The following is a 17,588-nucleotide window of genomic DNA, read 5'->3' as shown; positions in this document are numbered from 1 at the left end:
AAAATAGAGGTGAATAACCTGTCCTGTGAGGTGTTGCAGGATTTGGGCCAGATCGGTGAATTTTGTATACAATAATTTTATTTTTTGTGTACGATCTGGTGGTGACGTGATGACGGAAGAAGCCAATGAACGATATTTATGGTCTCGGACAAGAGACATTTTTCGAGCAAAAAGATGACGTTATCTATCAGGCGCTGTTAAACGCGATTGTTGAGCATCAGTTATTGCCTGGGGCTCGTCTGCCGGAAGAAGCGTTGGCAGACGCGTTTGGGGTGAGCCGTACTGGGATCCGAAAGGTGTTACAGCGTCTGGCAACGGTGCAAATGATCACGCTGTTGCCCAAACGTGGTGCACAGGTGGCGACACCGACGGTAGAAGAAGCGCGTGAGATCTTTCAAACTCGTAGCCTGATGGAGTGCGCTAACCTGCCCGCGGTGCTGGCTCACTGCCAGCCGCCGCACCTGGTGGCGCTGGAGAAACTGATGGAGGCAGAAGAAAAAGCCCATCAGGATCGTAATGGGCCGGAGGCGATCCGCCTGTCGGCCGCTTTTCATATACAGTTGCAGGCGATTTCCGGTAACACTGTACTGACCGGCATGGTGTCGCAATTAACGCTCCGATCGTCGCTGGTGATCGCCGCGTATGGTGCGCCCTGGCAGCAAGGCTGCCGTTGTCATGATCATCAGGATTTACTGACTCTGCTGCGTAAGGATGACCTGCAAGCGCTGACGACCGCAATGCAACAGCATTTCGACGACATCGTCGCCAGCCTGCGCTTTGGCGGCGACAGTGTGACCACACCGGATTTTTCACGGCTGTTCAGCCAGTTCAAATCGTCCGAACACCCTAACAAGGAGCAGGCCGAATGAGCCGATGCGTGATTCAGGTAATCAACCCTAATACCAGCCTGGCGATGACGGAAACCATCGGTGAAGCGGCACGGCGAGTGGCCTCGGCCGGTACTGAGATTCTGGCGGTGTGCCCATCGCAGGGCGTGCCGTCGATTGAAGGGCATTTTGATGAAGCCGTGGCGACGCTGGGCGTGCTGGAGCAGGTGCGGCTGGGGCGTGAGCAAGGGGTCAGCGGGCATGTCATCGCCTGTTTCGGCGACCCCGGTCTGCTGGCGGCACGGGAGCTGGCAAGCGCGCCGGTGGTGGGGATAGCGGAGGCAGCGATGCATCTGGCAACGCTGGTGGCGACGCGTTTTTCCATTGTCACCACGCTGCCGCGCACGCTTATCATCGCCCGTCATCTGTTGCAGCGTTACGGTTTCGAGCACCACTGCGCCGCGTTGCACGCGATCGATTTGCCGGTGCTGGCACTGGAGGATGGGCAAGGTCTGGCACAACATAAAGTGCGGGAAATGTGTATACAAGCGAAACGGCAGGATGGATCCGGTGCGATTGTGCTGGGCTGTGGCGGCATGGCCGATCTGGCACAGGCGCTGACGCAGGAGTTGGGGATCCCGGTGATCGATGGCGTTGGTGCGGCGGTAAAAATGGTGGAGTCACTGGTTGGACTGGGACTGACCACCAGTAAACACGGCGATCTCGACTACCCACTCGACAAGCCGTTAACCGGCGCATGTGCGCCGTTGCGCTAAGCATTGATCATGATAAGTAATGAGCGCGCCGTTGCCGTCATCATTAAAGGAAAGAGACCATGACACTTTCTCAGCTCTGGGGTACAGACCCTGACTATCCGCGCGATCTAATTGGTTATGCCGGAAAACCGCCGCATGCCCGCTGGCCCCGACAGGCACGTATCGCGGTGCAATTTGTTCTGAATTATGAAGAAGGGTCCGAAAATCATGTGCTGCACGGCGATGCCGGTTCCGAGCAGTTTCTATCCGATATTATCGGGGCAGCCAGTTACCCGGCGCGGCATATGTCGATGGATTCGCTCTATGAATACGGTTCTCGTGCCGGTTTCTGGCGTATTCATCAGGAGTTTCAACGCCGTGGCTTGCCGATGACGGTGTTTGGCGTGGCGATGGCGCTGGCGCGAAACCCGGCGGTGGTCGAGGCTATCAAGGCGGCGGACTACGACGTGGTCAGCCACGGCTGGCGCTGGATCCACTACCAGAATATGGATATCGATACTGAACGGGCGCATTTGCAACAGGCCATCGCCGTGCACACCGATTTATTCGGTCAGCCGCCGTTGGGTTGGTATACCGGCCGCGACAGCCCCCACACCCGACAGTTGGTGCTGGAGCAGGGCGGCTTCCTGTACGACAGCGACTATTATGGTGATGACCTGCCGTTTTGGTTGCCGGTGCAGCGCGCCGACGGCGAGGTGAAACCGCATCTGATCGTCCCCTACACGCTGGATGCCAACGACATGCGCTTTGCATCACCACAGGGTTTTAACAGTGGCGAGCAGTTTTTCAATTACCTGAAGGACAGTTTTGACGTGCTGTATGCCGAAGGGGATGACGCGCCGAAAATGCTGTCGATTGGTATGCACTGTCGTTTGCTGGGGCGACCGGGACGATTCCGGGCGTTACAACGCTTCCTCGATTATATCCAACAGCATGAGCGGGTGTGGGTCTGTCGCCGTCAGGATATCGCTGAGCACTGGTATCGGGTCCACCCTTATCAGGGCTGATGCGATAAGGCATTCATCGTACCGACAGCGTTACCGGTGTTAGCCAGACAATGTGACCTATAGGTTTCATTGCCTGGCTTTTTTGTCGGTGATAGCGCCTGGCTGTGTCACAACTGGGCTTGCTGGGGGCGGTGTTTCGGTTGCCACCTCTGGCGGGACGTCGGATAGCCAATACAGTCGCTATCCGACAGGGATGCGCAGGGGTTACACCATCAGGCTCACATGGGCCGCCACGATGCGCCAGCCTTGCTCGGTACGCCGCCAGGTTTGCATCTGACGGCCGATTTTCTCGCTGCCTTCACGACGAAATTCGGTACTGGCGACCGCCGTATCACGGCCGTAGGTGGTGATCACGGTGTTTTGCAACTGCCTGTCCAACCCGGCGGAGGGACGTGCGGCACGAAATTCGCGGATCTGCTCGATGCCGTACAGATTTTCAGACGCGCCGTAACGCACTGTGCGCTCATCGTGCCAGAACAACTGGTCCAGCACGTCAACATCGTTGCCGGTCAGCGCCTTTTCGTAACGGTAAAAGGCGTCGGTGACCTCAGCCAGTACTTCGGGAATATTAATGTCAGACTGCGTGTTCTCGGATGTCATGCGGAAAGTCCTTGTGGGTAAAACGTCATCGGTGGCAGCGCCTGTGCGATGCCCTGTTGTTCTAAATGCCATGCGGCGCGCAGTGCCACGTCTTCCCGCCAGGGGGCGGCGATCAACTGCACACCGATCGGTAGCCCACTGGCGGTTGCTAGCGGTACGGTGACGACTGGCAGGCCGACGAACGAAATGGGCTGGGTTAACATGCCCATGCTGGCGCGGATCGGTAAATCGGTGTGATTGATGCGCATGGTTTCCTGACCGATCGGGGTGGCCGGGCACGGGGTCGCTGGCGCAATCAGCAGATCGGTGTCGTTGAATAACGCCAGCACTTCACGGCGGAAATGATCGCGAAAGCGCTGAGCCTGTACATACCAGGCCGCCGGGATCATTGCGCCAGCCAACAGCCGTTCACGGGACAGTGGCTCAAATTGTTCCGGTGTGGCCTGTAGCGCTGGCAGGTATTGATTACCGCCTTCGCTGGCGGAAAGAATAAATGCCGCAGTACGTGCCAGCGCGGCGTTATCCAGCCTCACCTCGCTGTCGGCGTTTAAGGCGTCGGCGACGTGCTGCACGGCAGCGGTGGCTTGTTCATCGCACCATTGTGCGAAGTAACCCCCCAATACCCGACTGCGTAGCGGGGCTGCGTCAGACAATGACGGCACCGTGGATCGCAGTGGTTGATCCGCCTGAAACCGATCGGCCGGATCGCGACCTTGCAACACGTCATAGACCAGCGCCAGATCGTCTACGCTGCGTGCCAGCGGGCCGATGTGATCGAGGCTGCCGACAAATGGCTGCGTTCCCTGACGTGATAACCGTCCGAACGTCGGCTTCAGTCCGAAAATACCGCACAACGAAGCCGGAACCCGGATCGAGCCGTTGGTATCACTGCCCAGCGAGAAATTCACCAGACCGGCGGCGACCGCGGCGGCTGAACCACCGGACGACCCTCCCGCGATACGGGTCACATCATGCGGGTTGCAGGTTGCACCATAGTGCGTGTTTTCAGTGGTAAAGCCGTAAGCGTAGGCGTCCATATTCAGCAGGCCGGACAGCAGCGCACCTTGTGCCTGTAGCTGGCGCACCGCGAACGCATCCTGAGTAGCGGGAGCACGCTGGCTAAATAACCTGGCCCCGGCCAGGGTGGTTTCACCGGCGACATCAAACAGATTCTTCACCGCATAGGGTACTCCGGCCAGTGCGGGCAGCGGCTCGCCTAAGCGGTGTTTCAGGTCAATGCCGTTGGCTTCTGTCAGCATACGCTGTGCAGTGACGGCGGTGTACGCGTTGACCGCCGGGTTATGTTGCTCGATGCGCGCCAGGGTGTCGCGGGCAATGTCGGTGGCGGACAGGTGACCTGCCGCCAGTTCAGCCTGCAATGTGCGAATAGACAGTTGCGCGGGATTCATGGCTGGTAGACCCCCGCCACTTCCTGACGCTCATCCAACGTAAACGCCATCAGCGGTTGCGCCATAGCGGCGATGCGGCTGAACTGGACGTGCAATTCCTGACGGCGAGCCTCGTCCAGGTCCAGCCCCATCAGGGTTTCCATCTGTTGCAGGTACGCGGCCAGCGTGTCCTGATCGATATCCCTGTTTTTCATAATCAGCACCTTCATCGGGTTGAAAGATTAATAACCGGCTGCGCTGCCGTTGCTGCGCGGGTCGCTGGCACCTTCCAGCATGCCGTTGACGTGACGAACAATCGCACCGGCGTGACCGACGGTTTCGCTAAATCCGGTCAGCAGTTCCACATCGTGACCGAGGGTACGCAGCGCATCAATGGTAGCGGGCATGAACCTATCCTCCAGCTTGAGCGTATCGGTCGACTGCCCCCAGGTGCGCCCCAGCAACCAGCGCGGTGCCGTAATCGCCTGTTGCAATGGCACTCTTTGCATCACATGACGAATAAACAACGCGGCTTGTGTTTGCGGCTGGCCGTCACCGCCCATCGAACCATAAACCATCGTGCGCCCGTCAGACAGGCGCGCCGCCGCCGGGTTCAGCGTGTGAAAGGGTTGTTTACCCGGTTCCAGCGCCAGCAAGTGGTTCGGGTCCAGGCTGAAAGACGCGCCACGGTTTTGCCACAGCACGCCAGTACCCGGCAGCACCATGCCGCTACCGAATTCATGATAAATACTCTGAATGAACGAGACCGACACCCCATGGTGATCGCACACGCCCATCCAGACGGTATCGCCCGGCCCTTTGCCCTCGCCCCAGGGCGCAGCGGCGCGGGTGTTGACGGTTTCCGCAAGCGCTTTCAGGTGGCTATCGGACAGCAGGGCCTGAATATCCTGGGTGATCAGTTTCGGATCGGTGATGTAGCTATCGCGTAGCCCAAACGCCAGTTTGGTGGCTTCCACCACCCGGTGGATGGTCTGGCTGTCGCTGAGATCGGCCATCCCCAGCTTGTCGGTAATGCCGAGAATCGCCAGCGAGACCAACCCTTGTGTTGGCGGCGCGAGGTTGAAGACCTCGCCGTGGCTGTGTTTCAACACCAATGGCACGGTACGGCGGGCGCGGTAATTCGCCAGATCCTCCTGCGTGACCGGCATGCCCAGCGCCGCCATCTGCTTCGTCATGCGAGCGGCCAGCGCGCCGCGATAAAAGCTGTCCAGCCCGTCTTGGGCCAGTTGTTGCAGCGTATCGGCCAGATCAGGCTGGGTGAAGCGGCTGCCAGTACGAGGGATGGCACCCTGCGGCATAAAGACCCGGCAGAATTCAGAGAAATCGCGCAGTTCGTGCTGGCGACTGGTGAGCGCGTCTTCCTGCGACTGGGTAACCGGGATACCGTGGCGTGCATAGTGGATGGCATCATCCAGCAACTGTGTCAGCGGCAGGGGCGCACCCAGATCCAGTTCTGCCGCGTAATTCAGCGCTTCCTGCCAGCCGCCTACCGTCCCGGCGACGGTCAGCGCAGCGTCGGGGCCACGGTGCGGAATGCGGCTTTCACCGGCGTAGCGTGCGCGGGTCGCCAGCGAACCGGCGGCACCACTGGCGTCAATGGCGATAGGCTGGCCTTGCGGTGGCACAATCAGCCAGAAACCATCACCGCCTAAGCTGTTCATGTGGGGATACACCACGGCAATAGCGGCGGCGGCGGCGACCATCGCTTCGATGGCATTGCCTCCGGCGCGTAACACACGCTGTGCGCTGGCGCTGGCAAGATGATGCGGTGTGACCGCCATGCCCGACGGGGCGATATTACTTTGCATCATGAGGGTAAGACTCTTGGTGGACAGTAGGGTGGTCGATGCTAAGCAAAAGCCGTTCCATCTTTTCTGCTTGCTGCCGACCGACGGTTGTATGCTATGTTCATCATAGCGTCGAAAAGATGAAACAAAAGTTACAGCGCTCAAACTTACCGCGCTCAAACTTAATGCGTTCAAACCCGGCGCGCTCAAACTTATAGCGTTTAGATGTTAGATAATGACAAGGGCAGGCATGAAGCAGATTGATGAACGGTTGCGCAGCCAGTACAGCGAACTGTCGCCGCAGGAGCAGCGTGTGGCGGAGTTTATCTTTGACCACCTGGATGACCTCATCAGCTATAACAGCGCTGAACTGGCGCGGCTGAGTGGCGTTTCCAAGGCCACGGTCAGCCGCCTGTTCCGCCGCCTCGGCTACACCAGTTACCGCGAGATGCGCGATGAACTGCGCACTCTGCGCCAGAGCGGGATGCCGTTGACCGATAACCGGGACGCGGTACAGGGCAATACGCTGCTGGCGCGCCATTACAAGCAGGAGATGGCTAACCTGACGCAATGGGTCAACCAGATAGACCCGCAGCAGTTCGGTGCGGTTATCGGCGCGTTGCAGCAGGCCCGGCGCGTCTGCATTCTTGGGCTACGCAACAGCTACCCGGTAGCATTACACCTGCGTCAGCAACTGCTGCAAATCCGTCCGCAGGTGCCGTTACTGGCGCAGCCCGGCCAGACGCTGGCGGAGGAACTGGCGGATCTCGACGAGCAGGATGTGGTAATTGTGGTGGCGTTCCGTCGCCGTCCACGCTTGATTCAGCCTTTGCTGCAGCAATTGCATACCCGACAGATTCCGGTGTTGCTGCTGTGTGAGCCGCAAGTCCACGCGTTGCCGCCGCTGGCGTCCTGGGTGCTGAGCGCACCGTTGGATAGCGTGTCGGCGTTTGATAGCTATGCTGGGGCCATGAGTCTGGTCAACCTCATCAGCAACGCGTTGCTGCACCATATGCTGGCGGAAGGGCGTCAACGTATCCACGATATTGCCGATCTTTACCTGCAACTCGACGAGCTGGAACAGCGGTAGTTGCGCGCTCCACTGGTGCAAATGTTCTATTTTGGTGCAATCAATTCCCGTTTTAATGCCCTGTCATTGTGCGCTGCAGGTTGAAAGCCGGGCGCGTTTCCTGACGATGAAACTTGCCGTTATTCCCTGAATCTGCCTGTGCTGCTCTCTTCGTATCGCCGTGTCATGCCGGTTGATTATCTGGCATGCATTTTGCTTTTTAATCTGCAACAAAGGTTTCAATATTTTTATTGAAGAATCTTTGGTTTCAAATTAACTTAACCGGGGGCACAGCAATGAAGATCGGAAAACGTGTTTTGGCAGTAGTCGGTGCAGCGCTGTTGATGGTTCAGGCTGGACAAGCGATGGCGGATCAACTGCAGGATATCCAGAAGCGCGGCGTATTGCGTGTCGCGGTGCCGCAGGACTTCCCGCCGTTTGGCTCGGTCGGTACTGATTTGCAGCCGCAGGGTTACGACATCGACATGGCCCGTTATCTGGCCAGCGAGATGAAACTAAAGTTGCAGCTGGTGCCGGTGAGCAGTGCCAACCGCGTGCCGTATTTGCAAACCGACAAGGTGGATCTGGTGATTTCCAGCCTGGGTAAAAATGCGGAACGTGAAAAAGTGATCGACTTTAGCAGCGCTTACGCACCGTTCTTCCTGGGCGTGTTCGGCCCGAAAGATACGACGGTCACCGCGCCGGATGCCTTACAAGGCAAAACCGTCGGGGTAACCCGTGGCGCGGTGGAAGACATGGTGCTGACCGATATCGCGCCTAAAACCGCTGATATCAAGCGCTACGAAGACAACAACACCACGCTGTCGGCTTATATGTCCGGTCAGGTGCAGTATATCGCTACCGGTAACCTGGTAGTGGCGGCGATTGCCGAGAAGAACCCGGAGAAAGCGCCGGTCGCCAAATTCATGTTGAAAGACTCGCCTTGCTATATCGGTCTGAAAAAGGACGAGCCTGCGCTGAAAGCGAAAGTCAACGAACTGATTGAAAAAGCGCTCAAGGACAACACGCTTAACGGCCTGTCCGAAAAATGGCTGAAAGCGCCGCTGCCAGCCAATCTGGGTGCCTAAGGATACGCCATGACTTATCAGCTTCATTTCGCGGCGCTGTGGCCATACTGGCCGGAGTTACTGGCCGGTTTATGGGTCACTGTGCAATTGACGGTGATGGCAACACTGGGCGGGATTGCCATCGGTATTTGCGGTGCGGCATTACGCAGCGGTAAGCCAACCTTCGTCAGCCGCCTGTGGGGCCTGTACGTCGAAGCGATCCGCAACACGCCGTTTGTGGTGCAACTGTTTTTCATCGTGTTCGGTCTGCCGGGGTTGGGGCTCAAACTCACCGCCGGTCAGGCCGCTCTACTGGCGATGTTGGTGAACCTGGGCGCGTACAGCACGGAGATTATTCGTGCAGGCATCCAGGTGACACCGAAGGGCCAGTGGGAAGCCGCAAGGGTGCTGGGATTATCACGCACCCAGACCTTTACGCGGGTGATTTTGCCACCCGCGCTGCAACGGATTTATCCGGCACTGGTCAGTCAGTGCATCATCGTGATGCTCGGTTCCTCCGTGGTATCGCAGGTGTCGTACGAGGAACTGACCTTTGCCGCTAACTTAATTCAGTCACGGACGTTCCTCAGTTTTGAGGTGTATCTGGTGACCACGCTCTGCTATCTGGTGCTGTCGATGCTGATGCGTCAACTGCTGTTGCTGGTCGGGCGACGTTTTCTGGGGACAGCGCGCTGATGATGACATTTACTGACTGGGATATTGTGCGCAACCTGCTGCTGGCCGGGCGCTGGACGGTGTTGCTGTCGCTGGTGGCCTTTTTTGGCGGCGCGGTGGTGACGTTACCGTTGTTATTACTGCGCCTGACGAAACGCCGCTGGCCGATGCGCCTGACCCGGCTGTACGCCGATGTGTTTCAGGGCACGCCGCTGCTGATGCAACTGTTTCTGGCGTTTTTCGGGCTGGGGTTGTTCGGTATCGATGTGAGCCCGTGGACGGCGGCTTCACTGGCGCTGACGCTGTTTACCAGCGCGTTCTTGCTGGATATCTGGCACGGCAGCGTACAGGCGTTGCCGAAAGGGCAGTGGGAAGCCTGTCGTTGTCTGGGGTTGACCTTCACACAGACGTTGACCCGGGTGATCGCGCCCCAGGCGATGCGTATCGCCATTGCACCGACGGTGGGGTTTTCGGTACAGGTGATTAAAGGCACCGCACTGGCGTCAATTATTGGTTTTGTTGACCTGACGAAAGCCGGCACCATGCTCAATAACGTTACCTTCCAGCCGTTTAAGGTGTTCGGGCTGGTGGCGCTGGGTTATTTCCTGCTGTGTTATCCGTTGTCGTACTACAGCCGTTATCTGGAGAAGAAATTCAATGCCGCTCATCACCATTAATCAGGTTCATAAATATTACGGCCAGAACCACGTGCTGAAAGGGGTGGATCTGGATATTGATGCGGGCGAGGTTATCTCCATCATCGGCCGTAGCGGTTCCGGCAAAAGCACCCTGCTGCGTTGTATCAACGGGCTGGAAGGCTATCAGGACGGCAGTATCAAACTGGGCGGAATGACCGTCACCGACCGTGACTCGCAAGCGCGGGAGATCAGCCGCTCTATCGGCATGATTTTCCAGAACTTCAACCTGTTTCCGCATATGACCGCGTTAGAAAACGTGATGCTGGCACCCAAGCTGGTGCTGGGGAAAAGCGCCGCCGAGTGCCGGGAACTGGGCGTGAGGATGCTGGAGAAGGTCGGGCTGGGGGAGCGTATCGATTACTACCCGTCAAATTTGTCCGGCGGCCAACAGCAGCGTGTGGCGATCGCCCGTGCGCTGGCGATGAACCCGAAAGTGCTGCTGTGCGATGAAATTACGTCCGCGCTGGACCCGGAGCTGGTGGGTGAAGTGTTGAAGGTGCTGGAGCAACTGGCGGCTGAAGGTATGACGCTGATTCTGGTCACCCACGAGATGAATTTTGCCCGCGAAGTGGGCGATCGGGTGGTGTTTATGCATCAGGGCACCGTGTGGGAACAAGGGAGCGGCGATGCGCTGTTTGCCAACCCACAGACCGCCGAACTGAAACAGTTTATCGCCTCGGTACGGCTATAGCGCCGTGAGCGGTATCGGCTATTACGATTTTCATGTTATCAAGGACATCAGGAGTTCATCACATGCCTAACGACCTGTTTGCGCAGATCAATCCGCCCCATCGTTTGCTCATGGGGCCTGGCCCGATCAATGCCGACCCGCGTGTACTGCGCGCGATGGCCAGCCAACTGGTCGGGCAGTATGACCCGGCGATGACCGGGTACATGAACCAGGTGATGGCGCTGTACCGCCAACTGTTCCGTACCGACAACCGCTGGACCATGCTGGTAGACGGCACCTCCCGTGCGGGCATTGAGGCTATTTTGGTCTCGGCTATCCGCCCTGGTGACCGGGTGCTGGTGCCGGTGTTTGGCCGTTTCGGCCACTTGCTGTGTGAGATTGCTCGCCGCTGCCGCGCCGATGTTCACACCATCGAGGTGCCGTGGGGCGAAGTATTCACGCCCGATCAGATAGAAGACGCCATCAAGCGGGTAAAACCCCGCCTGCTGCTTACCGTACAAGGCGATACCTCCACGACGATGCTGCAACCGCTGGCGGAGCTCGGGGAGATCTGCCGTCGTCATGACGTCCTGTTTTACTCCGATGCCACCGCCTCGTTCGGCGGTAACCCGTTGGAAGCCGATGCCTGGGGGCTGGATGCGGTCTCTGCCGGGTTGCAGAAATGCCTGGGTGGCCCCTCCGGCAGCTCGCCGGTGACGCTCAGTTCGCGTATGGAAGCGGTGATCCGCCAGCGTAAATGCGTAGAGCAGGGGATCCGCACCACCGACCATCAGGACGGTGACGACGAGATGATTTACTCCAACTATTTCGACCTCGGCATGATCATGGATTACTGGGGACCGGAGCGGTTGAACCACCACACCGAAGCCACCAGCATGCTGTTCGCCGCCCGTGAGTGCGCGCGCATTATTCTGGAAGAAGGGTTGGATGCCTGTATCGCCCGTCACCAGTTGCACGGTAAGGCGCTGCTGGCTGGTATCGAAGGCATGGGGTTACAGCCCTACGGCGACATCGCCAACAAGATGAGTAACGTACTGGGCGTGGTTATTCCGTCGGGTATTCACGGCGAGCAGGTACGTAAGCTGTTGCTGGAAGATTTCGCCATCGAAATCGGCACCTCGTTCGGGCCGTTGCAGGGCAAAATCTGGCGTATCGGCACCATGGGCTACAACGCACGCAAAGACTGTGTGATGCAAACGCTGACCGCGCTGGAAGCAGTATTGAACCGTCTTGGTTTCCGTTCTGTGCAAGGGGCGGCGTTGCAGGCGGCCTGGAATGTGTACGACGCCACGCAGGCGTCGACATGAGCGAGGTGCTGATGGAAGGCATGATGACGGATTTTGATGCGCAGGCCGCCGCCCGACGGGTGATGACGCGCTGCGATCAACTGGCGGCCATCAGTGAAACCCCTGACCAGCTCACCCGCGTTTATCTGTCGGCGCAGCATATGCAGGCCAACCAGCAAACCGGCGAGTGGATGCGTGACGCCGGGATGCAGGTGTGGCAGGACAGCGTGGGTAACATCTGCGGTCGTTATGAAGGCAGTACGCCGGGCGCACCAGCGCTGCTGATGGGGTCACACCTCGACACCGTGCGTAACGCCGGACGTTACGACGGTATGCTGGGGGTGCTGGCGGCAATTGAAACGGTGTCATTCCTGCATCAGCACGGTATTCGACTGCCGGTGGCACTGGAGGTGGTCGGTTTTGGCGACGAAGAAGGCACCCGTTTTGATGTCACGCTGCTGGGCAGTCGTGGGTTAACCGGCACCTGGCCTGAGGGCTGGCTGTCGCGCCCGGATGCCAACGGCGTTACCGTGGCGCAGGCGCTAACACAGGTTGGATTGGACCCGAACGCTATCGCTCAGGCGGCACGACCAGCCACGGATATTTTGGCCTATCTGGAATTGCATATCGAACAAGGTCCGTGTCTGGAACAGGCTGGACTGGCGTTGGGCGTGGTCACGGCTATTAACGGTGCCCGGCGGCTGAACTGCACGTTTACCGGCCACGCTGGCCATGCGGGAACCGTGCCGATGTCGCAACGTCAGGATGCCCTGGCGGCGGCGGCGAGCTGGATGACGCAGGCAGAGCAGATGACACGAGAGAGTGACCCTTATCTGGTGGCGACCTTTGGTACATTGCAGTGCCTGCCCGGTGCGGCCAATGTGATTCCCGGCGAGGTACGCCTGACGCTGGATATTCGCGGGCCGGACGATACGCCGCTGGATGCGCTGCTGCAACGGTTGCTGACACTGGCGCAGGATATCGCCATGCAACGCGGGTGTACCTTCGATGCACAAGAGTACTACCGTATTGCTGCCACCCGCTGCGATGAGACGCTGCAACAGCGGCTGTCGGCGGCGGTGATGCAGGTACAAGGTGAGAACCTGTTGCTGCCAAGCGGTGCCGGACATGATGCCATTGCCATCGCCGAACGTTGGCCGGTGGGGATGCTATTTATGCGCTGCAAGGGCGGCATCAGCCATCACCCTGACGAATCGGTATTGACCGATGATGTCGCGCAGGCGTTGCAGGCGCTGCTACTCACGGTGTGGGGATACCGATAATCAAGAGTGCCTGAGCGCTCTTCAGACTGCTGACAATCGCATTAACTACAGGATGAAGCATCTTTCCGGCGTCAAAAACTGCGCTGAGGTGGGCGGCTTCGCCGGGTGAGCGACAGGACGTCGCGAAAGCCCGTGCCGTGTTGGGAACACGTCACGGGCGGCCCGAACCGCGAAGTCGAACGCCGAAGGTAGCGCGTAGCGCCGCAGTTTAGCCACCAGCCAGTGGTCAAGGAGAGGTGGCGCTTGCACCTCTCCTTGTCGTGCGTGCAATGAAGCAGCAAAGAAATTACACCGTTTATCCCGCACGAAACCATTCACTGAATAGGCAGACTTCACCGTTCACAAGACAACCCGGCTGTTTGTCAACAGCCTCAAGAGCGCCTGAGCGCTCTTGTATCACACGCTGAACTTATCGGCATCAAGCCAGGCAGGGAAGGCTTCACGATAGCTTTGCAACGCTTCCAGCGACAGCTCGGCGTCAAGACGCGCAGGTTGGTGCTCAGGCGCTGAGGCCAGAATCGCGCCTTGTGCGTCGATAATCAGGCTATCGCCCTGATAACTGTGGCCGTTGCCGTCGGTGCCGACGCGGTTACAGCCTGCGATATACGCCTGATTCTCAATTGCCCGTGCCGCCAGCAGGGTTTTCCAGTGCAGCGCGCGTGGGGCAGGCCAGTTGGCGACGTACAACGCCAGGTCGTAATCCTGACGATTGCGGGACCACACCGGAAAGCGCAGGTCATAGCAGATCAGCGGCAGAATGCGCCAGCCGCGCCACTCCACGACTTCTCGCGTCTGACCCGACTGGTAATATTCATGCTCGCCCGCCATGCGGAACAGATGGCGTTTGTCGTACTGATATACCCGGCCCTGCGGGTCAGCCAACAGAAAACGGTTAACCGCGCCCTTGCCGGTCTGCACTGCCACGCTGCCGCCGACCAATGCATTGCTGCGCTGTGCCCACTGTTTCAGCCAGTCTTCTACCACCGCTTGTTCCAGGCTGCTTTTAGCGGCTTCCATCGCAAAGCCGGTGGTGAACATTTCCGGCAATACAATCAGGTCACGGTCGGTAATGTCGCCTAACAGGCTGTCAAAATGGCTGAGGTTGGCGGGGCCATCCATCCAGACCAGCGGTTGTTGTAGCAGGGTTATCTTTAAAGTTGACATAAACGCTCCGCAGCAGCATCCAGGGTTGATTCCTGTTTGGCAAAGCATAACCGAATCAGCGTGTGAGGGAAGGGGGCGGCACAGAAAACGGACAGCGGGATCGCCGCCACACCGACATGCTCGGTCAGCCAGCGACAGAAGCTGACGTCATCCTGGCTGGAAATGGCCCGGTAGTCCGCCAGCAGGAAATAGGTGCCTTCGCAGGGCAGGATCTCCAGCCGACTGGCTGCCAGCGCGTTAACAAACCGGTCGCGTTTGGCACGGTAAAAATCGGGCAGTTCGCGCCAGTGTTGCGGTTGTTGTTGCAACATATCGGCCAACGCCAGTTGCGCTGGCGTGTTGACGGAAAACGTCAGGTACTGGTGTACTTTCCGCAATTCGGCGCTGATCGGTGCCGGGGCAACGCAATAGCCGACCTTCCAGCCGGTCATGTGGTAGGTTTTACCAAACGAGGACACCGCGATAGCCCGCTGCCGCAGCTCCGGGTGCGCCAGCACACTGGCGTGGCCGTCAGCGGCAAAGCAGATATGCTCGTACACTTCATCGCTCAGCACGTAAATAGCGCGACTGGCGATGGCTTGCCAGAGCTGGCGGAAGTCCTCCTGCTGCCAGACAGTAGCGGACGGATTATGCGGCGTGTTGACGATCACCAACCGGGTGCGGTCGTTCAGTAGGTCGCTAAACGCGGCCCAGTCGACGCGAAACGCTGGTGGTTGCAGCGCAATGCGCTTCAGCGTCCCGCCCGCCAACTGCACCGCCGGTGCGTAGCTGTCATAGCTGGGATCAAAGCAGATAACTTCATCGCCCGGGCGCACCAGCGCGCTGATGGCAGCAAACAACGCTTCAGTGGCACCGGCGGTGACGGTCACTTCACTGTCGGCGTCCGGCTGCCAGCCGTAGAGCGCGGCGGTTTTTTCCGCAATCGCCTGACGCAACGGTGCCACGCCGGTCATCGGTGCGTATTGGTTCGCCCCCTGACTGACATGATAGGCCAGACGCTGTTTCAGGTAGTCGGGGCCGTCAAAATCCGGGAAGCCTTGCGACAGGTTAATCGCCTGATGTTGCTGCGCCAGGGCGCTCATCTGGGTAAAAATGGTGGTACCGAGAGAGGGGAGTTTACTGTCTGGAATCAGTGCGGCGCTCATGGCTGAAAAAGGACTCCTGCAAGGCTGTTATTGCTGCCACTATATACAGGATGCTAGTATTTGGCAATCAAGACGCTTGGACGTTTAAACGGCTAAATTCCGTAATTTGATAAGCTAGAACTAAATATAATAAGCAGGCTCATTACCCGGTTTTATCCCAGAAGATAACCGGGTGGCAGCTTCACCTGTACAGGATGCGTTATGAGTGAAATTCCACAACTGGCCGCACTGGTGGCGGCCTGCCACTGGATCGGCGAAAAAGGCTGGTGCCCGGCGACGGGCGGCAATATGTCCGTGCGTCTGGATGAGCGGCAATGCCTGATTACCGAATCCGGTAAAGACAAAGGCAGCCTGAGCACGGAAGACTTCCTGTTGGTCGATATCGCCACCAACCATGTACCGAGCGGGCGCACACCGTCGGCGGAAACCGGGTTGCATACGCTGCTTTATCGCCTGTTCCCGACGGTAGGGGCGGTGCTGCATACCCATTCGGTCAACGCGACGGTGTTGTCGCGGGTGGAGAAAAGTGAGGCGCTGGTGTTGCAGGGATACGAAATGCAGAAGTCGCTAAGCGGCCAGCGTACTCATCTGGATGCGGTCGCCATTCCAATTTTCGATAACTCTCAGGATATTCCGGCACTGGCAGAGCAGGTTGCCGCCTATCATGCGAACTCGCCATTGCATTACGGTTTTCTGGTGCGTGGGCACGGTCTGTACTGCTGGGGAGATGATGTCAAAGACGCTCGCCGTCATCTGGAAGGGTTAGAGTTCCTGTTCCAGTGTGAATTACAACGACGTTTACTGGAGGCCAAGTGATCAAGGCGATTGTCACGGATATTGAAGGCACGACCAGCGATATTCGCTTTGTGCATAACGTGTTGTTCCCGTATGCCCGCGCGCGTCTGGCCGACGCGGTGGCACAGGCTGGGCATGACCCGGAGATCGCTGCCGCGCTGACGCTGGCGCGCCAGGAACTGGAGCAGCCGGAAGCCTCGTCCGCGCAACTGCTGGCCGTATTCAATCAGTTTATGGATGAGGACCGCAAATCACCGGCACTGAAGCTGTTGCAGGGCATTATCTGGCGCAGTGGTTACCACAACGGTGATTTTCGCGGCCATGTTTATGGGGATGTCGCCCCACAATTACAGGCCTGGCGTGAGCAGGGCATCGCGCTGTACGTCTATTCATCCGGGTCGGTGGAAGCGCAGCGTCTGCTGTTTGGGCATAGCGATGCGGGGGATTTGACCGCATTGTTTTCCGGCTATTTCGATACCGGTGTTGGTGCCAAGCGTGAGGTCGCGTCCTACCAGACTATCGCCGCTTCAATCGGCCTGACCGCGGACAAGGTGCTGTTTCTGTCCGATATTCGTCAGGAACTGGATGCAGCTGCACAAGCGGGCTGGCACACCTGCCAGTTGATCCGCGATGACGCTGATGTTGAAAGTCAGCATCGGCAGGTAAACCGTTTTGATCAGGTAGACCTGAATGCCTGTCAGAGCAACCAAACAGGAGAACCGTCATGAGTGCTTTAACTATCTTCAGTGATACGGACGCCCATCAGCCCGTCTGGCAAAGTCGCGACGCCGAGGCTATCGCCCAGCAACTGAGCGCTATTAATGTGCAGTTTGAACGCTGGCAGGCGGACAGAGATTTAGGGGCCACCCCTTCCTCTGAAGAGGTGCTGGCGGCGTATCAGCATGAAATTGATAAACTGGTGGCGGAAAAGGGCTACCAGAGCTGGGATGTGGTTAGCATCCGCGCTGACAACCCGCAAAAAGAGGCGATGCGCAGCAAATTCCTGTCTGAGCATACCCACGGTGAAGATGAAGTGCGTTTCTTTGTGGAAGGCGCTGGGTTGTTCTGCCTGCACGTAAACGGCCAGATTTTCCAGATACTGTGCGAAAAGAACGATTTACTGTCGGTGCCTGCCGGGGTGCCGCATTGGTTTGATATGGGCTCTGAGCCGCATTTCACCGCCATTCGCCTGTTCAATAACCCGGATGGCTGGATTGCGCAGTTCACTGGTGATGCCATCGCCGACGCCTACCCGAAACTGGCGTAATGCTGTCACAGGCCGTGGCGGAATATACCCGCGTACGGCCTG

The 17,588-nt window shown here is 58.3% G+C and carries 19 protein-coding genes; 13 read left to right on the top strand and 6 right to left on the bottom strand.

The genetic code is table 11. The features are described 5' to 3' along the window. The first annotated feature begins 125 nt into the window (after positions 1 to 125). The 3 genes from DZE2538_RS15345 to puuE are packed head-to-tail and all read left to right on the top strand — an operon-like array spanning position 126 to position 2,610. The gene (locus DZE2538_RS15345) at positions 126 to 869 is read left to right on the top strand and encodes a GntR family transcriptional regulator (RefSeq protein WP_038916719.1); all 744 of its coding nucleotides are present in this window, start codon (positions 126 to 128) and stop codon (positions 867 to 869) included. Then, the gene (gene hpxA / locus DZE2538_RS15340) at positions 866 to 1,603 is read left to right on the top strand and encodes an allantoin racemase (RefSeq protein WP_023640595.1); all 738 of its coding nucleotides are present in this window, start codon (positions 866 to 868) and stop codon (positions 1,601 to 1,603) included. The genes DZE2538_RS15345 and hpxA overlap by 4 nt, the downstream gene beginning before the upstream one ends. Positions 1,604 to 1,662: 59 nt before the next feature. Beyond that, positions 1,663 to 2,610, top strand: coding sequence for an allantoinase PuuE (gene puuE, locus DZE2538_RS15335; RefSeq protein WP_038916718.1), 948 nt, complete (start codon positions 1,663 to 1,665; stop codon positions 2,608 to 2,610). A 204-nt stretch (positions 2,611 to 2,814) separates the two neighbouring features. Here the strand turns inward: puuE and hpxZ are convergent, their stop codons facing one another. Genes hpxZ through DZE2538_RS15315 form a run of 4 tightly spaced genes read right to left on the bottom strand, consistent with a single transcriptional unit; the run spans position 2,815 to position 6,430 of the window. Beyond that, positions 2,815 to 3,210, bottom strand: a complete 396-nt coding sequence (gene hpxZ, locus DZE2538_RS15330; protein WP_012885910.1) for an oxalurate catabolism protein HpxZ — start codon at positions 3,208 to 3,210, stop codon at positions 2,815 to 2,817. Further along, entirely contained in the window at positions 3,207 to 4,619 is a 1,413-nt protein-coding gene (locus tag DZE2538_RS15325) for an AtzE family amidohydrolase (protein ID WP_038916717.1), read from the bottom strand. The genes hpxZ and DZE2538_RS15325 overlap by 4 nt, the downstream gene beginning before the upstream one ends. Continuing rightward, positions 4,616 to 4,813, bottom strand: a complete 198-nt coding sequence (gene hpxX, locus DZE2538_RS15320; protein ID WP_012885908.1) for an oxalurate catabolism protein HpxX — start codon at positions 4,811 to 4,813, stop codon at positions 4,616 to 4,618. Before hpxX ends, DZE2538_RS15325 begins: the two co-directional genes overlap by 4 nt. 27 nt (positions 4,814 to 4,840) lie before the next feature. Next, positions 4,841 to 6,430, bottom strand: coding sequence for a gamma-glutamyltransferase family protein (locus tag DZE2538_RS15315; protein ID WP_038916716.1), 1,590 nt, complete (start codon positions 6,428 to 6,430; stop codon positions 4,841 to 4,843). Positions 6,431 to 6,656: 226 nt separating this feature from the next. Between DZE2538_RS15315 and DZE2538_RS15310 the strand changes: the two genes are divergently transcribed. From DZE2538_RS15310 to hpxK, 7 genes are all read left to right on the top strand, one after another. Further along, the gene (locus tag DZE2538_RS15310; protein WP_038916715.1) at positions 6,657 to 7,496 is read left to right on the top strand and encodes a MurR/RpiR family transcriptional regulator; all 840 of its coding nucleotides are present in this window, start codon (positions 6,657 to 6,659) and stop codon (positions 7,494 to 7,496) included. Between the two features lie 275 nt (positions 7,497 to 7,771). Next, on the top strand, positions 7,772 to 8,563 hold the full coding sequence (locus DZE2538_RS15305) for a transporter substrate-binding domain-containing protein (RefSeq protein WP_019845236.1): 792 nt from the start codon (positions 7,772 to 7,774) through the stop codon (positions 8,561 to 8,563). Positions 8,564 to 8,572: 9 nt separating this feature from the next. Then, entirely contained in the window at positions 8,573 to 9,238 is a 666-nt protein-coding gene (locus tag DZE2538_RS15300) for an amino acid ABC transporter permease (RefSeq protein ID WP_012885904.1), read from the top strand. After that, positions 9,238 to 9,894: an amino acid ABC transporter permease gene (locus DZE2538_RS15295; RefSeq protein ID WP_019845237.1), complete on the top strand. Its 657-nt coding sequence runs from the start codon at positions 9,238 to 9,240 to the stop codon at positions 9,892 to 9,894. The genes DZE2538_RS15300 and DZE2538_RS15295 overlap by 1 nt, the downstream gene beginning before the upstream one ends. Beyond that, on the top strand, positions 9,875 to 10,606 hold the full coding sequence (locus DZE2538_RS15290; protein WP_012885902.1) for an amino acid ABC transporter ATP-binding protein: 732 nt from the start codon (positions 9,875 to 9,877) through the stop codon (positions 10,604 to 10,606). The genes DZE2538_RS15295 and DZE2538_RS15290 overlap by 20 nt, the downstream gene beginning before the upstream one ends. Before the next feature lie 62 nt (positions 10,607 to 10,668). Continuing rightward, positions 10,669 to 11,913 carry a pyridoxal-phosphate-dependent aminotransferase family protein gene (locus DZE2538_RS15285; RefSeq protein WP_023640588.1) on the top strand — a complete coding sequence of 415 codons (1,245 nt, stop codon included), beginning with the start codon at positions 10,669 to 10,671 and terminating at the stop codon, positions 11,911 to 11,913. Continuing rightward, positions 11,910 to 13,175, top strand: coding sequence for an allantoate amidohydrolase (hpxK, locus tag DZE2538_RS15280; RefSeq protein WP_038916714.1), 1,266 nt, complete (start codon positions 11,910 to 11,912; stop codon positions 13,173 to 13,175). Before DZE2538_RS15285 ends, hpxK begins: the two co-directional genes overlap by 4 nt. Positions 13,176 to 13,571: 396 nt before the next feature. On the opposite strand, the gene DZE2538_RS15275 is transcribed toward hpxK, so the two are convergent. After that, positions 13,572 to 14,339, bottom strand: coding sequence for an amidohydrolase (locus DZE2538_RS15275; RefSeq protein ID WP_038916713.1), 768 nt, complete (start codon positions 14,337 to 14,339; stop codon positions 13,572 to 13,574). Then, a complete protein-coding gene (locus tag DZE2538_RS15270) occupies positions 14,327 to 15,484 on the bottom strand; it encodes a pyridoxal phosphate-dependent aminotransferase (RefSeq protein WP_038916712.1) in 1,158 nt (385 codons plus the stop codon). Before DZE2538_RS15270 ends, DZE2538_RS15275 begins: the two co-directional genes overlap by 13 nt. Before the next feature lie 201 nt (positions 15,485 to 15,685). Here DZE2538_RS15270 and DZE2538_RS15265 point away from each other — a divergent pair, with 201 nt between their 5' ends. Genes DZE2538_RS15265 through DZE2538_RS15255 form a run of 3 tightly spaced genes read left to right on the top strand, consistent with a single transcriptional unit; the run spans position 15,686 to position 17,546 of the window. Next, the gene (locus DZE2538_RS15265) at positions 15,686 to 16,300 is read left to right on the top strand and encodes a methylthioribulose 1-phosphate dehydratase (protein ID WP_038916711.1); all 615 of its coding nucleotides are present in this window, start codon (positions 15,686 to 15,688) and stop codon (positions 16,298 to 16,300) included. After that, entirely contained in the window at positions 16,297 to 17,007 is a 711-nt protein-coding gene (gene mtnC / locus DZE2538_RS15260; RefSeq protein ID WP_038916710.1) for an acireductone synthase, read from the top strand. The genes DZE2538_RS15265 and mtnC overlap by 4 nt, the downstream gene beginning before the upstream one ends. Next, positions 17,004 to 17,546, top strand: coding sequence for a 1,2-dihydroxy-3-keto-5-methylthiopentene dioxygenase (locus tag DZE2538_RS15255; protein ID WP_038916709.1), 543 nt, complete (start codon positions 17,004 to 17,006; stop codon positions 17,544 to 17,546). The genes mtnC and DZE2538_RS15255 overlap by 4 nt, the downstream gene beginning before the upstream one ends. The last annotated feature ends 42 nt before the right edge of the window (positions 17,547 to 17,588 follow it).

Origin of the sequence: Dickeya zeae NCPPB 2538 (assembly GCF_000406165.1) — a bacterium.
Classification (GTDB): Bacteria; Pseudomonadota; Gammaproteobacteria; order Enterobacterales; family Enterobacteriaceae; genus Dickeya; species Dickeya zeae.
Note: the sequence above shows the minus strand (reverse complement) of the source record. Positions and strands in the feature narration are given on the sequence as shown.